This is a genomic window from Devosia ureilytica (genome assembly GCF_024273195.1).
Taxonomy (GTDB): Bacteria; Pseudomonadota; Alphaproteobacteria; order Rhizobiales; family Devosiaceae; genus Devosia; species Devosia ureilytica.
The window spans coordinates 78995-94003 of the sequence record NZ_JAMZCU010000003.1 but is presented as its reverse complement, the minus strand read 5'-3'; the positions used below and the strand labels follow the sequence as shown (position 1 = coordinate 94003).

Below are 15009 nucleotides of genomic sequence, written 5' to 3'. Positions count from 1 at the left end.
TAACCCTCGCGTATTGAGGACTTCGGGAAGTTCCCCGTCCCCCATGCGCCGAATGATGCGTCGGGCGGGCAGAAGCCGGTGAAGACCGCAAACATGTCAGGCTGGAGGCGGGCAGTTCATGTCCTCCTCGCAACGGCAATGGCCAGTATATTGGCCGTTGCATCGCCTGCTATTGCCCAGGACCAGGGGCAGCTCTTCGCCACCGAGGAAGACGGCTACGGCCGGTTGATCCTGAGCTTTCCGTCCCTTGACGACCTCCCGCCCTATGATTTCCGCATCGAAAACGGCGTGCTCTCGGTAGAATTCGAGGCGCCGGTCGAGATCGTGCTGCCCGATGTCCTTGTGACGATGCCGAACTACCTCTCGATTGCGCGACAGGACCCGGACGGTCGTGGATTGCGGCTGGGCCTCAAGAGCGGCTTCAACTTCAACCGGATCGAGGCAGGCGAAAAGTTGTTCATCGACCTGCTGCCGCCGAGCTGGCAGGGCATGCCGCCGGCCCTGCCGCAGGATATCATCGACGAGCTCGCCGAACGGGCACGCGTTACAGCCATCAAGGCTGAGCGTGACCGCAAGGCGCGCATGGTCGCCGAGCTGGAGCCCAAGGTTGATGTGCGCGTGGGGCGCAACGCCACGTTCCTGCGCCTGCAGTTCGACTGGTCGGTGCCCACCGTCGGCGAGTTCAGCCAGAAGGGCGAACTGGGCGCTGCCACCTTCGAATGGCCGGTCGATATGGACCTGAGCGCGCTTGTCTCGAATTTGCCGGCTGAACTGGTGTCCGCCCAATCGGGATCGTCCGCCGATGGCGCAGCCGCGTCCTTCATTTTTGCCGAAGGCGTCACCCCGCGGTTCTTCGCGATTTCGCCGTCGCAATATGTGCTCGACATCGATATCGCCGGCCAGGAACTGCCGGCGCTGTCACGGGCTGATCTGGAAACCGAGGCCGAGGAGCTTGCCGCCGCGGCCCGGGCCGAAGCAGATGCCGCCGAAGCGCCTCAAATTGCCGCCTTGCAGGCCGTCGCATCCGAAACCGTCAGGCCCTTCGTCAGCGTTCTGGGCAATACCGTCAGACTGGTGTTTCCATTCGATCAGGATACTCCCGCTGCCGTGTTCCGGCGTGGCGACACGGTCTGGATGATCTTTGACACCGTGAGCGGCATCGAGGCGCCAACCGATTCGAGCGCCCTTGACAGCGTCGCCCAGGAATTTGCGGTTGTCTCCTCGGGCGACACCCAGGTGGTGCGGCTCGATCTGTCGCAGGATCGTCTGGCGACCCTTGGGTCTGAGGGCATGGCATGGGTACTGTCGCTGGGCGACATGATGCTGAGCCCCACCGAGCCGATGGTGTTGTCGCGCCGGCGCGACATCGAGGGCTCCTTTGAAATGGTTGCCGATATCGTTCGGCCCGGCCGGGTGCACGAATTCCGTGATCCGCTGGTGGGGGACGTGCTCAAGGTGGTCACCGCTTTCCCGCCCGCGCGGGGACTGACGCGGACGCTGGACTATGTGGACTTCGCCGCGCTGCGCAGTGTGCATGGCCTGGTCGTGCAGCCCAAGTCGGCCAATCTCGACGTTGCCATCGAAAGCCCGCAGGCGGTGATTTCGACAACTGGCGGTCTCACTGTTTCGGCCATCGACTCGCTGCGCAACACCGGTTCGGAAGCGCAGGAAGCGGCCCGGTCCGGCTACCTCGATCTTGGCTCGCTGGAAGAACGGAGCCCAACGGCCTTTATCGAAACGCGCGATCAACTTGAGCAGGCGGCGGCGGCCGGCGAAGGGCGCGACCGGGACATCGCCCGGCTGCGGCTGGCCCAGTATCTGGTGGGCAACCGCTTCGCGCTGGAGGCCATCGGGGTTCTCAACGTCTTGACCGACGAGCTCAAGGCCGTTGACCTGACCAGGGAAATTCGCACCACCTCGGCCATTGCCAATGTGTTGGCCGGTCGCCCGCGCGACGCCCTGCACATGCTCAACGCCGCCTCGCTGGACCAGGAAGTGGATGCACTGTTCTGGCGCACCATCGCCCGTGCCGAAACGCACGACTATCGCGGCGCCCGCTTTGATGCGCTGGAAGCGCGCGCCATTGCCGACAGCTATCCCGAATGGGCGCGCAACCGGTTCCGGCTGGCAGCTGCACGGGCCGCCGTCGAGGCGGGAGATCCGAGCCTGGCGCAAAACATGCTGGACGCCATCGACTTTGCCAGCATCAGTGCCGAAGACGCGTCGCTGCACCATTTGCTGGCGGGCCGTATCGATGAGGCCGAGGGACGCAACCAGGAAGCGCTGGACACCTACGGCCAGGTGATCGCCTCGGAAGTCCGCCCCACGCGGGCCGAAGCGGTCTATCGCACGCTACTGCTGCTCGACCAGGAAGGCCGGCTCGATCTGGCCAAGGGTACCCAGACTTTGTCGGCCGAGACATTGCTGTGGCGCGGCGACGCCCTCGAAGCAGACATGCAGACGCTCTTGGCGCAGCTCTATTTCCGCAATGGCGATTATCGGCTCGGCTTCGAGACGGTGAAGGCCGCCGTCGCCAGTTATCCCGACAGCCCCTCGGTCAACGTGCTGCGTGACCAGGCGCAGTCGATGTTCGCGGACCTCTATCTCAATGGTGTTGCCGACTCCATCGGTGCCGTGGAAGCCATGGCGATCTATTATGATTTCCAGCACCTGACCCCGCCGGGCGCCCGTGGTGATGAAATGATCCGCAATCTGGCGCGGCGGCTGGTGCGCGTGGACCTGCTGCCGCAGGCGGCCGAGCTTTTGCAGTACCAGCTTGATAATCGCCTGCGCGGCGTGGCGCGCACGCAGATTGCGTCCGATCTGGCGGTGATCTACCTGGCCGACCGCAAGCCGCAGGACGCGATCCGGGTCCTCAACGACACGCAATTGCCCGGCCTGCCGGAATCGCTTCAGCGTCAACGCCGCATTCTGGAGGCGCGCGCCATGATCGATGGCGGCCGGGACCAGCTGGCGCTCGACCTGGTCAGCAATATGGACGGCAAGGATGTGGAGCTGCTGCGGATCGACGCGCATTGGAAGGCTAGGCGCTATAGCCAGGCCGGGGAAATGATCGAGGCCATCTACAGCAATGAGCCGGCCGGCAAGCCGCTGAACATTGTGGCCCGCATGAGCCTGGTGAAAGCCGCTGTGGGCTATGTGCTCGCCAGTGACGATTTCGGCCTGTCGCGGCTGCGGGCCAAATTTGGCGAGCAGATGGTGGATTCGCCCGAGTGGCCGATGTTTGACTATGTCACCGGCCCCATCCAGGCGACGAGCCTGGAGTTCAAGCGGGTCGCCTCCGAAGTAGCCGCCGTGGACAGCCTGTCGGCCTTCCTCGCATCGTATCGGGAAACCTACTCGGGCGAGGGTGCACTGACGCCACTTAACCCGAGCAAGGAAAACGGCGGCGTGGCGTCGCTCTAGCTGGTAAAACTTCGGACCAGCGAGCCGGCCACCAGATACCAGCCGTCGACCAGCACGAAGAAGATCAGCTTGAAGGGCAGGGAGATGACGACCGGCGGGAGCATCATCATGCCCATGCTCATCAGCACCGAAGCCACAACCATATCGATGACCACAAAGGGCAGAAACAGCAGGAAGCCGATCTCGAAGGCCCGGCGGAGTTCGGAGATCATGAAGGCGGGGACCAGCAGTTGCAGTTCGATGGCTTCCGGTTCGGCGGGCGGTTCGGCCTCGGTGAGGTCGTAGAACAGCTCAAGGTCACGGTCGCGCACATTGGCCCGCATGAATTCGTGGATCGGCGCAGCGCCGGCATCGAAGGCCTCGGCGAATTCGATCTCCCCGGCCATTAGCGGCGCGATGCCCAGATCATAGCTCTGCTGCAGGGTGGGCTGCATGATGAACAGCGTCAGGAACAAGGCGAGCGAGACCATGACGGTGTTCGGCGGCGCGGTCTGGAGGCCAATGGCGGTGCGCAGCAGCGAGAGCACCACCACAATGCGGGTGAAGCTCGTCACCATCACCAGGATCGACGGCGCCAACGAGAGCAGCGTGATCAGCCCGATGAGCTGGATGGCACGCTCGGTCAGGGTGGTGTCGTCGCCAAAGTCGATTGAGAGATCCTGGGCATAGACCCGCCCGGTCAGGGCTATCAGCAGACCGGCGGCGACCAGGTACGGCAGGGCACGTTTCCAGCGCGGTTTGCGCGCCGGATCAGGATCGGTTGGCAGGATCGCCTGTTTCGTGCTCAAGCGCTTCGCCTTCGCTCGCCTTGTGGTTCTCGTCCTCTTTAGCTGAGTCGGCAGGGCTCCCGACCGAAATGTCCGGGTTTTGCCCCGTCACTGTGGGGTCCTGGACGCTGACGGGGCGCAACAGCCCGGTGTGGCGCAGCGAGCGGGTAACGCGGCGCGTGGCAACCTCAGGCGGGGCAGGGGGCGCGCTGTCGTGCGCCGGCTCCGCAACAGGTTCGGCGACCGGCGGCGCGGGATTTGCCGCTGCGGGCTTGAGGGCGCCAAGCTTGGGCAGGGCGCGGCGTTGCGGCGCGGCGGGCGCGGCCTCAACAACCGGAATACCGGATTCGACCACCACATCCTGGGGGCCGCCGGTGAGGATGAGGTGTTCGACATCGTCCCGGCGCACGATGATCAATTGGCGCTTCTGGTCGATCGCGAGGGTGTCGACCACCGACAGACGCCGATTGCGTCCCCGTGCGGCATTGCCCGACACATTGGACACCAGCTTGAGCAGCCATACCGCAAGAACGATCAGCACCAGCACAACGCCGAGTGCGAAGATCATGGTGAGGATGGTGTTGCCACTGCCGCCGAACAGGCCGGTTATGAATTGCACGGGCAAGGTCTCCAAGAGTATTCCGCGAGGCTAAGGCCATAGCGCGATTCCAGACGCGGCAATAGTCGCAGGGCGACACACATCGGCACTTCCTGCCTAGTGCAAGGTCAAATCTGCAAAATGCAACCCCAAACAGGGGTGTGCGAGGGTGAGGTTAACGCTTGATTAACCATTCACCCGGCAAGAATTGCCCAATTGCAGATGTTGCGGAGTTCGGCCCATGGGCCTTATGGACATGCCGGTCTTTTCGGCCCTGACCGACAAGATGCGCTGGCATCAGACCCGTCAGGGTCTGCTGGCCGAGAACGTCGCGAATGCCGAAACGCCCGGCTATCGCGGCCGTGACCTCAAGCAATACGACTTTGCCGACCGCCAGGGGATGATGAGCTCCTCGGCGGTTGTCACCGCCGTCACCCAACCCATGCATTTTTCGGCCTCTTCGGGTGAGGGCGGGGCATTCGACGCTCAGCGCATGGCCAATTTCGAGATTACGCCGGAAGGCAATGGCGTGACGCTGGAAGACGAGATGATGAAAGTCACCACCAATATGATGGACTATCAGGCGGCGACCTCCATCTACCAGAAATCTGTCCGCATCCTGCGCGTCGCGCTGGGCAAAAACGTCTAGAGCGTTTCGAGAAAAAGTAACCGCACTTTTTCGGTTCGGAAGCGCGACCAACAAGGAAGGCCTCAGGGGTAGCACATGGACTTCAATTCCTCGCTCCGCATCGCCGCAACGGGCCTGCATGCGCAGACGGCGCGCATGCGCGTCATCGCCGAAAACATCGCCAATGTGGACTCTGCCGGCACCGCGCCGGGCGAGGAACCCTATCGTCGGCGCATCCCGACATTCGAGTCCAGTTTCAACGCCGATGTCGGTGGTCGCGTGGTCGAAATCGGGCAGCTTGCCTATGACACGAGTGACTTTACCTCGCGCTTTGAGCCGGGCCATCCGGCCGCCGACCAGAACGGCTATGTGCAGTATCCCAATATCAACACGCTCATCGAAACGGTGGACATGCGCGAAGCCCAGCGCAGCTACGAAGCCAATCTCAACGTGGTCACCGTGACCCGCCAGATGCTCGGGCGCACGCTCGACATCCTGCGCGGCTGATTGAATTGAAAGGTCGCCACCATGGCCATTAATACCGCCTTCAACGCTGCCACCACCGCCTATGGCAATGCCAGCCGGCTGATCAACCAGGCCGCCAAGCCCAGTGCCGACCTGACGGCCAAGGCGCCTTCGGCGGGCGGCAATTTTGCTGATCTTCTGGCGCAGAATGTCCAGGGTGTGGTCGACCAGGGCAAGGCGGCCGACCAGATGGCGCTCGACTCGCTCAGCGGCAAGGCCAATGTGGTCGATATGGTGACGGCGCTGTCCGAAACCGAAATGGCCATCGAGTCCATGGTCACCATCCGCGACCGGGTGATCTCCGCCTATGAAGAAATCATGCGGATGCCGATCTAGTCTTCGATCTCTGAACGTCTCCGATCCGCCCTCGGGCCTGACCCGAGGGCCACCCACAACGCATTGGGTGTTGATAATGGTCCTCGGGTCGGGCCCGAGGACGGCCCGGAGGTGATGGTGGGTCCAGCGGTCTGCTAGACTGCTGATCGAATCGTTGGGGTTATCACCATGAGCGGCGCGGAAGTACTCGATATTGCCAGCCAGGGCATCTGGACGCTCATCATCGTTTCGATGCCGATGATGCTGGTGGGCCTGATCGTTGGCGTGGTCATCGCGCTATTTCAGGCGCTGACGCAAATCCAGGAAATGACCCTGGTCTTTGTGCCCAAGATCATCGCCATCTTTGTCACCATGCTGATCACGCTGCCGTTCCTGGGCGCTACCATGGCCGGTTACATGGATCGCGTGGTCGACATGATCATCGTGGGCGGCTGACGGTGACGCTCAGCCTCGATTGGCTGCCGGCCACTGCCTTTACCTATATCATCCTGTTTGCCCGTATCGCGGCTATGCTCATGTTGATGCCGGCACTGGGCGAGCAGACCATTCCGGTCCGCATGCGCCTGAGCTTCGCCTTGGCCTTCACCCTGGTGGTCTTCCCGCTGCTCAACGGGGTCATCCCGGCCATGCCCACCGAACTGGCAGGCATGGTGGGGCTGCTGTTCCATGAACTGGCCGTGGGGCTGATCATCGGCGCCATCGTGCGGATTACCGTCATGGCGACTACGGTCGCGGGCACTATCGTTGCTTTCCAGACTGGTCTGTCGGGCGCTCTGGCCGCCGATCCGACCCAGGCGGGCGTGCAAGGGGCGGTGTTTTCGAGCTTCCTGTCCTTCCTCGGCATTACGCTGATCTTTGCCACGGACCTGCACCACATGGCGCTGGCGGCGATCTACGACAGCTACATGGTGTTTTCGCCCACCGATCCGTTGATGTTCGAGGATGCGATGCAACTGGCTGTGCGGGCCGTGTCCGGCGCCTTTTCGGTGGGCGTGCAAATGTCGGCGCCGTTTATCGTCTTTGGTCTGGTGTTCAACCTGGGCGCCGGCATCCTGGCGCGCCTGATGCCACAATTGCAGGTCTATTTCATTCTGATGCCCGCCAATATCATTGTCGGGCTGCTGCTGTTTGCGATCCTGCTGACGATGATGATGGGGTGGTACATCACCTCGTTCGAAAATCACTTGGCGATGTGGCGAGGCTAGCCCATGTCGAGTGAAGCACCGGACCAGGACTCAAAAACAGAAGACCCCTCCCAAAAGAAGCTGGAGGACGCCCACAAGAAGGGCGATGTGGCCAAGAGCCAGGAGGTGACAGCCTGGTTCATGATGCTGGGATCAGCGGTGGTCTTTGCCATGCTCTCGCCCTGGGTCAGCAGCCAATTGGGCAATTCGCTCAGCCTGATCATCATGAATGCCGATCAGTTCGACGTTGAGGGCGCCGGCTTTGCCGATTTCTTCAATGGCCTGGCGTTTGCCATCATCGGAACGGTGCTGATCCCGCTGGGCGTCCTCATGGTTTGCGGCGTGCTGGCCAATCTGGTGCAACACCGCATGGTCTGGTCTGTCGATCCGATCACCCCGAAACTGTCGAAAATTTCTCCTGCCAGCGGCGCCAAGCGCCTGTTCTCGAGCGAGGCTCTGGTCAATTTCGGCAAGGGTCTGATCAAGATCTCGCTGGTGGGGGTGATCGTGGTGGTGGTCTGCTGGCCGGAGCGGGACCGGCTCGACACCATGATGACGGCCGACCCGATCATGATCCTCATGGATTTCCACGAAATCGGCATCAAGATACTTGGCGCTGTGCTCGCGCTGATCACCGCCATTGCCGCCGCCGACTTCTTCTATGTCCGCCAGAAATGGTGGAAGAAGCAGATGATGACCGTGCAGGAGACGCGCGAAGAGTACAAGCAGATGGAAGGCGACCCGCATGTGAAGGGGCGCATTCGTCAGTTACGCCAGGAGCGCGCCCGTGGCCGCATGATGGCGGCCGTGCCGGACGCGACGGTGGTCATCACCAACCCGACCCACTTTGCCGTGGCGCTCAAATACGACAAGTCGATGGGCGCGCCGAAATGTGTCGCCAAGGGCGCCGACGCGGTGGCGCTGCGCATCCGTGCCCTGGCGACCGAGCACGACGTGCCGATTGTCGAAAATCCGCCCCTTGCGCGTGCGCTGTTCGCTTCTGTCGATATCGACGAAACCATTCCGGGCGAGCACTTCAAGGCGGTGGCCGAAGTCATCGGCTTCGTGATGCGGCTCAAGCAGCCGGGGGGCGGCTGGCGGCCGAGTGCCTGAAGTGTTGCATGTTGAAAAGCCGCTTCGCCCTCCCAAGCAGGCGGTCCATTTGATAGACCTTCTTGTGTGTCCCGATTCGGGACGTCTAGATGCGCGCTGGAGCAGAACACGATGGCCTTGAAGCCGCTCGGCGAGGACAGCTATCCCGAACCGGTCATGGATGCAGGTCGCGGCGGCGCCGGGCTGTGGCGCGTGGTGGTGCTGGGCATCGTCCTTGTCGTGGTGGCCGTCGTATTTTCGCTCTTCGGGGATCGCATTTCACCTGAGCTGGTGATGACCTTTGTGGGCGTGCTGGCGGTGGCCGGAGTGTTCTTCCTGTTTGGTCTTGCCGCCGGGTTGTTCCGCTTTGCCACCAGCGAAGAACGGCGGACCTTGAGCCACGCCGTGGTCGACAGCCTGCCCTTTGGGGCGGTGGTTGCCGACCGTGAGGGCAAGATTTCTTACGTCAATCATCACTATGGCAGTTTTCCCGGAGCCATGACCAATGGCGTACCGGTTGGCGTGCCGCGTCTGTTCTCCGGCTATGCCGACGCCGGCGAAGCCATCTATCGGTTGTCGCGTGCCGCGCGTGACGGGCGTAGCGCCATTGAAGATGTCCGCGTGCCGGGCGGGCTGGGTGGCTCGCAGGTCGAAGCAGGGCGGGTGTTCTGGTATCGCGTGACCGTGCGGCCGCTGCCGCAGATCGAAGATGCGCGCAAACCGCTGGTCGCCTGGTCGGTCGAGGACATTACCCGCGACCGCGAGAACAACGAGACCGCGTTCCGCGACCTGCAGCGCGCCATCGATTATCTCGATCACTCGCCGTCCGGCTTTTTCTCGGCCGATGCGCATGGTCATATCCAGTATCTCAATTCGACCCTGGCCGATTGGCTGGGCTATGACCTTGCCGAGTTCAATGTCGGCCAGCTGGCGCTCAGCGATATCGTGCGCGGGGATGGCGCGTCCCTGCTCATGCGGGGCAGGGGTGACGGCGAAATCCGCACCGAGATCATTGATATCGATCTGGTGCGCCGCAATGGAACGGCCTTGCCCGTGCGGCTGCTGCATCGCGCGGCGCGGCTGGCCGACGGGGAACTGGGCGAGACTCGCACGCTGGTGCTCGATCGCTCGAGCGCGCCCGATGTCGAGGAAGAGCTGCGTGCCGCCGAAGTGCGGTTCTCGCGCTTTTTCAACGACACGCCATTTGCCATTGCCACGCTCGATGGCGAGGGGCGGATCGTGCGCACCAATGCGCCGTTCGGGCGCATCTTCCACTGGACGGAAGAGGACAAGAGCCTCGAGTTGCAGCCATTGCGTGACCTTATCGGCGAGGCCAGCCGCGACAAGCTGGTGCGTGCCCTGGCTGACGCGACGGCGCAGCGCTCCGAGGTTGAGCCGGTCGATGCCGTGCTCAATGCCGAGGGTGACCACGCGGTTCGCCTTTACATTTCGGCCTCAGAGGTCAGCGCCGGATCGCCCGAGCAGGTCAATGTCTACGCCCTGGACATGACCGACCAGCGCAAGCTCGAAGCGCAGTTTGCGCAGAGCCAGAAAATGCAGGCGGTTGGCCAGCTGGCCGGCGGCGTGGCGCATGATTTCAACAATCTGCTGACGGCCATCATCGGCTTCTCCGACCTGCTGCTGCTCAAGCACAAGCCGGGCGATCCATCGTTCAACGAGCTGATGCAGATCAAGCAGAACGCCAATCGCGCGGCGGGCCTGACGCGCCAGCTGTTGGCGTTCTCCCGTCGCCAGACCCTGCGCCCGCAGGTGCTTGAACTGCCGCTGATCGTTGATGACCTGACAGTGCTGCTCAAGCGCATGATCGGCGAGAAGAACAATCTCACGGTCGAACACGGGCGCAATATCTGGCCGGTGCGCGCCGACGTGGTGCAGCTCGAACAGGTGATCATCAACCTGGTGGTCAATGCCCGCGACGCCATGTCCGGTGGGGGTTCGATCACCATTCGCACGGCGAATGTGACGGAAGCGGAAGCCTCGCGGATGCGGTTCGAGGGCATGGTGCCGGCGGACTATGTATTGATCGATGTCGAGGACACGGGCACCGGCATGAGCCCGGAGGTCATCGCCAAGATTTTCGAGCCATTCTTCACCACCAAGGAGCTGGGCAAGGGCACGGGCCTGGGGCTTTCGACGGTTTATGGCATCGTCAAGCAGACCGAAGGCTTCATCTACCCCGTTTCAACCGTCGGTGTCGGTACCACCTTCAAGATTTTCCTGCCGCGCTATGTGCCGACCGCCGAGGAATCGGCTGCCAAGGCCGCTATTGCCGCGGCTCCGGTCAAGGATTTGACCGGTCACGAGCGCATCCTGCTAGTCGAGGACGAGGAGAGCGTGCGCGCCTTTTCGGCACGCGCCCTCAAGGCAACGGGCTACGAGGTGTTCGAGGCCGATGGCGGCGAAGAGGCGCTCGAAGTGCTCGAGGACCTCGACTATGCGGTCGACCTCATTATTTCGGACGTGGTGATGCCCGAAATGGACGGCCCCACCATGCTCAAGGTTATCCGTGAGAAGATGCCGAAGCTGAAGATCATCTTCGTCTCCGGCTATGCCGAGGAAAGCGTCCGCCGCGATATCGAGGACGACCAAAGCGTCGATTTCCTGCCAAAACCCTATTCGCTCGACCAGATCAATTCCAAGGTCAAGGAAGTGCTGCGGCGCATGGACAAGGCGGAGTAGGGCGCACACGATGCAGCACCCTCCCCTTGACGGAGAGGGGCGTTCCCGCTCGAAATCCAGCGTGTGACCGACCCATCCATCCTCCGCCGTCCAGGGGGAGGTGTTTGGCCGGTGAACGTTGAGAGCAGGAAATTCCATGACCGTCGTCCCCCGCATTGAAGGCCAGTCTGAGCTCAACGTTTTGGGTGAGCCGCTGCAGCCCTGCTCGCATGATCCGCTAACCGGTTACTTTCGCTCCGGTTATTGTGCCGCAGGGCCCGAGGGTGGGGCCGTGCATCTGGTCTGCATCGAGGCCACCGAGGCGTTTCTTGCCTATTCGTCCAGCGCCGGCAATGATCTCTCGACGCCCCGGCCGGAGTTCGGTTTTCCTGGCCTTGTGGCCGGCAATCGCTGGTGTCTCGTCGCGGGCCGCTGGGCGCAGGCGCAAAGTGCCGGCATGGCGCCGCGGGTGTATCTGCGGGCCACCAATCAGCGGGTGCTGGACCTTATTCCGCTAGCAACGCTCAAGACTTACGCGCTGGACTTGAACTAGCGATTCATGCCTGCTCGGCTGCCAGCAGGCGATCCAGGCTTTGAAAACTCATTTCCATCCCTTCAGCCATGCCGGTCGAGGCGACCATGTCGCGGTGGGCGAGGGAAGTGTAGGTCAGGGTATTGACCAGCTTCGTGCCGCGCTCTTCAAGCTCGAACAACAGTTCGGCGCGATAGGCCGGACCCATGACGCCGCTGTCGAAGACTTCCTGGCTGTCGATATAGCGGATGGCGTCGATCTGGTTGATGTCGCCCGAAACGGCCAGAAAACCTTCGCCACCCGGCCCGAGCCATTCGAAACGATAGCCACCGCCGATCCGGGCGTCATAGGTGCAGACAGGCATTGTCCAGCCATCCGGCCCGGTCAGCCAGCGGCGGATGAGGCTGGGCTGGGTGTAACAGGCATAGACCAGATGCGGGGGCGCGACGAAGCCGCGCGTGATGATGATCTGCGTGTCGGTGGGGGTCGTGACCGAGAGGGGATCGCCAAACTGCATCGTACGGGCTCCTAGTTCTTGCCGGCGGCGGCTTCGAGCTTTTGCAATTCGTCCAGCAGGTCGTCGAGGCGCCCGAACTGGGCCTGCCAGTATTTACGATAGTCGATCAGCCAGCCGGTTGCCTCAGCCAGGGGTTGCGCCTCCAGATGCACCGGACGCTTCTGCGCGTCGCGGCCGCGCGAGACAAGCCCGGCCTTTTCGAGCACCTTCAAATGCTTGGAAATGGCAGGCTGGCTCATGGCGAAGGGCTCGGCCAGTTCCATGACGCTGACATCCCCATCCCGCGCCAACCGCGCCAAAATGGCCCGCCGGGTCGGGTCGGAAAGGGCCTGAAAGGTGGCGTCGAGCCGCGCGCTGTCGTCCATACCAAACGATCCAGTTACAAAACCATATAGTTATTTATATGGTCGGATCAGGCTATCGGTCAAGCCAAGCCGCCGGGGACGGGCGTGCCGGGCGCGAGAAGGCCTTCATCGGCCAAAGTGGTCCAGAGCGCATTGGGGATCTGAATGTCCCACCATGCCAGAATTCCGTCCAGTTCGGCCGGTGAACGCGGGCCGGGCAGCACATTGCAGACGGCCGGATGGGTCAGCGGGAATTGCAGCGCGGCGGCGGGCAGGGGCACATTGAACGATTTGCAGACCGCCTCGATGGCACGTACGCGGGTCACCACATCGTCGGGCGCCTTGGCATAGTTGAACTTGTCGCCGCCCACCAGAATGCCGGAATTGAAGGGGCCGCCGACCACAATGGATGCCTTGCGCGCAAGGCAGGTGGTCATGAAGGGCTCGAGAGCGGTTTGCTCAAGCAGCGTATAGCGCCCCGCCAGCAGAAACACGTCCCAGTCGCCCAGCGCCAGGGCGTCCATGCACACTTCCCACTCGTTGACCCCCAGGCCGATAGCCTTGACGGCGCCGCTGTCGCGCAATTCGCGCAATGCCCTGTAACCGCCTGAGGCGAGTTGCTGCCAAAGCGGTGCGTTGGCCTCCGTGCCATGAGTGGCGACGCCGATATCGTGGACATAGAGAATGTCCACACGCTCAAGGCCGAGACGCTGCAGGCTGTCCTCGTGCGAGCGCATGATGCCGTCATAGGTATAATCGTAGACCTGATCGAAGGGCAGGGGATCGACCCAGTTGCCCTTGTCCTGTGCGGCCGGATCGACAGGCCGCAACCGGCGACCGACCTTGGTGGAAATCACCGGGCGCGGATTGGCGCCGCGCACCACGTCACCCATCAGGTGTTCGGAGCGGCCAAGGCCATACTGCGGGGCAGTATCGACATAGTTGATGCCCATATCGAGGGCGTGCGCCACTGTCGAGCGGGCCTGATCGGCCGGTACGGCAGAGAAAATCCCCGCAAGGCTCGCCCCGCCCAGGCCCAGGGTCGTGACCTCGAGATCAGTCTGGGCAATGCGGCGCTTTTCGAACGTGCGCGTGGTCATCGTCATCCTCCGTCAGGGCACCGGATAACTGACATGTTAGTTGGTGCGAGTAAAGCCGGGCCACAGCTATGGCACTAACCACGCGCACAACCCGCCCTCGGGCCTGACCCGAGGGCTATTTGGGAGCCTCGATCTGAACATTGTGCGCGAGGGTCGGGGCCCTCGGGTCAAGCCCGAGGGCAGTTCGGGATGAGACGCCGCGCCGGGCCGCCTCAGTAAATCCCTGCAATCACCACCGGCTTTTCCGCCTCAACGTGCACCGGATTGCGCAGCGGCAGGCCGAACTGGCTTTCCTCGATTTCGAAGGTGTCGCCGTTCTGGGTGGAAATGCCATCCGCAAAGCTCAGCGTCGCCGTGCCGAACATGTGCACGTGGACGTCGCCGGGCTGGCAGAACAGGTCATATTTGAAGTGGTGATATTCGAGGTTGGCAATGGTGTGGCTCATGTTGTCCTCGCCCGAGAGGAACGGCTTTTCCCACAACACCTTGCCGTCGCGAATAATGCGCGACTTGCCCTCGATATGGCGCGGCAGGTCGCCGACCCGCAGCTCTGGCCCAAAGGAACAGGCGCGCAGCTTGGAATGGGCCAGATAGAGATAGTTGATCCGCTCGGTGACGTGATCGGAAAATTCGTTGCCCAGGGCAAAACCGAGGCGGCGTGGCTGGCCATTCTGATCGATCACATAGATGCCGGCAATTTCAGGCTCTTCGCCAGCATCGAGCGCGAAGGACGGGGAGGGAATAGCCTTGCCCGGATTGGCGACGATATGGCCATTGCCCTTGTAGAACCACTCAGGCTGCACGCCCTTTTCGCCCGGGGCTGGTTTGCCGTTCTCGAGCCCCATGCGAAACATTTTCATGCTGTCGGTCAACTCGCCGGCCGGCTTTTCGCCATTGGCCTTGTGCATGGCGTCGCGGGTGGCCGCCGAACCAAGGTGGGTCAGGCCGGTGCCGGTGACATGCAGGTGCGCAGCGTCGGGATGGTCGATGGGTGCGAGCAGACGCCCCTCGCGGGCGAGCGCCAGCTTGTCCAATGTTTCGCCCAGTCCGGCCGCCTCGACAGTGGCGGCAAGGCCACCGGCACCCGCCAGTGCCTTTTGCACCAGTTCATAGACGCTCGAAACGCCGTTGACCCGGCGGGTGTCGCCCCCCCGGGTGACGCCGACGGCGCGGTTTCCCTTGTCATCGAAAAACTGGATCAGGTGCATGGGGCGGTCCTTGGCAAAGAATTTGGCCGCATAAAACGTGTCCGCAGCCAAACTGTCCAGTCAAAAATCATAC

At 62.6% G+C, this 15009-nt stretch carries 15 protein-coding genes; 9 read left to right on the top strand and 6 right to left on the bottom strand.

Annotated elements, in window-relative coordinates; translation table 11 throughout:
- Window positions 1-138 precede the first annotated feature (138 nt).
- Window positions 139-3426, top strand: coding sequence for a tetratricopeptide repeat protein (locus tag NIM87_RS08345; protein ID WP_254674195.1), 3288 nt, complete (start codon window positions 139-141; stop codon window positions 3424-3426).
- Here NIM87_RS08345 and fliP read toward each other — a convergent pair.
- Together fliP and NIM87_RS08335 are read right to left on the bottom strand one after the other, a co-directional pair.
- Entirely contained in the window at window positions 3423-4214 is a 792-nt protein-coding gene (gene fliP / locus NIM87_RS08340; RefSeq protein ID WP_408640060.1) for a flagellar type III secretion system pore protein FliP, read from the bottom strand. The two genes, NIM87_RS08345 and fliP, sit on opposite strands and share 4 nt — an antisense overlap.
- Complete coding sequence (locus NIM87_RS08335; RefSeq protein ID WP_254674194.1) at window positions 4177-4812, bottom strand: flagellar biosynthetic protein FliO; 636 nt, start codon at window positions 4810-4812, stop codon at window positions 4177-4179. The genes fliP and NIM87_RS08335 overlap by 38 nt, the downstream gene beginning before the upstream one ends.
- A 220-nt stretch (window positions 4813-5032) precedes the next feature.
- On the opposite strand from NIM87_RS08335, the gene flgB reads away from it, so the two are divergent.
- The 8 genes from flgB to NIM87_RS08295 all read left to right on the top strand — a co-directional run bounded on the left by flgB (window position 5033) and on the right by NIM87_RS08295 (window position 11788).
- On the top strand, window positions 5033-5440 hold the full coding sequence (gene flgB, locus NIM87_RS08330) for a flagellar basal body rod protein FlgB (RefSeq protein WP_254674193.1): 408 nt from the start codon (window positions 5033-5035) through the stop codon (window positions 5438-5440).
- 75 nt (window positions 5441-5515) lie between these two features.
- The gene (gene flgC / locus NIM87_RS08325) at window positions 5516-5926 is read left to right on the top strand and encodes a flagellar basal body rod protein FlgC (protein WP_254674192.1); all 411 of its coding nucleotides are present in this window, start codon (window positions 5516-5518) and stop codon (window positions 5924-5926) included.
- A gap of 21 nt (window positions 5927-5947) precedes the next feature.
- On the top strand, window positions 5948-6280 hold the full coding sequence (locus NIM87_RS08320) for a flagellar hook-basal body complex protein FliE (protein WP_254674191.1): 333 nt from the start codon (window positions 5948-5950) through the stop codon (window positions 6278-6280).
- A gap of 168 nt (window positions 6281-6448) precedes the next feature.
- Entirely contained in the window at window positions 6449-6715 is a 267-nt protein-coding gene (gene fliQ / locus NIM87_RS08315; RefSeq protein ID WP_254674190.1) for a flagellar biosynthesis protein FliQ, read from the top strand.
- A gap of 2 nt (window positions 6716-6717) precedes the next feature.
- Entirely contained in the window at window positions 6718-7485 is a 768-nt protein-coding gene (gene fliR / locus NIM87_RS08310; RefSeq protein ID WP_254674189.1) for a flagellar biosynthetic protein FliR, read from the top strand.
- Between the two features lie 3 nt (window positions 7486-7488).
- Entirely contained in the window at window positions 7489-8577 is a 1089-nt protein-coding gene (flhB, locus tag NIM87_RS08305) for a flagellar biosynthesis protein FlhB (protein ID WP_254674188.1), read from the top strand.
- A 111-nt stretch (window positions 8578-8688) separates the two neighbouring features.
- The gene (cckA, locus tag NIM87_RS08300) at window positions 8689-11256 is read left to right on the top strand and encodes a cell cycle histidine kinase CckA (RefSeq protein ID WP_254674187.1); all 2568 of its coding nucleotides are present in this window, start codon (window positions 8689-8691) and stop codon (window positions 11254-11256) included.
- Between the two features lie 136 nt (window positions 11257-11392).
- Window positions 11393-11788, top strand: a complete 396-nt coding sequence (locus NIM87_RS08295) for a DUF2237 family protein (protein WP_254674186.1) — start codon at window positions 11393-11395, stop codon at window positions 11786-11788.
- A gap of 4 nt (window positions 11789-11792) precedes the next feature.
- Here NIM87_RS08295 and NIM87_RS08290 read toward each other — a convergent pair whose 3' ends face one another.
- From NIM87_RS08290 to araD1, 4 genes are all read right to left on the bottom strand, one after another.
- Window positions 11793-12284, bottom strand: coding sequence for an SRPBCC domain-containing protein (locus NIM87_RS08290; protein ID WP_254674185.1), 492 nt, complete (start codon window positions 12282-12284; stop codon window positions 11793-11795).
- 11 nt (window positions 12285-12295) lie between these two features.
- Window positions 12296-12649 carry an ArsR/SmtB family transcription factor gene (locus NIM87_RS08285; RefSeq protein ID WP_254674184.1) on the bottom strand — a complete coding sequence of 118 codons (354 nt, stop codon included), beginning with the start codon at window positions 12647-12649 and terminating at the stop codon, window positions 12296-12298.
- 59 nt (window positions 12650-12708) lie between these two features.
- Window positions 12709-13728 carry an aldo/keto reductase gene (locus NIM87_RS08280; protein ID WP_254674183.1) on the bottom strand — a complete coding sequence of 340 codons (1020 nt, stop codon included), beginning with the start codon at window positions 13726-13728 and terminating at the stop codon, window positions 12709-12711.
- Between the two features lie 212 nt (window positions 13729-13940).
- On the bottom strand, window positions 13941-14936 hold the full coding sequence (gene araD1, locus NIM87_RS08275) for an AraD1 family protein (RefSeq protein ID WP_254674789.1): 996 nt from the start codon (window positions 14934-14936) through the stop codon (window positions 13941-13943).
- Between the last annotated feature and the right edge of the window lie 73 nt (window positions 14937-15009).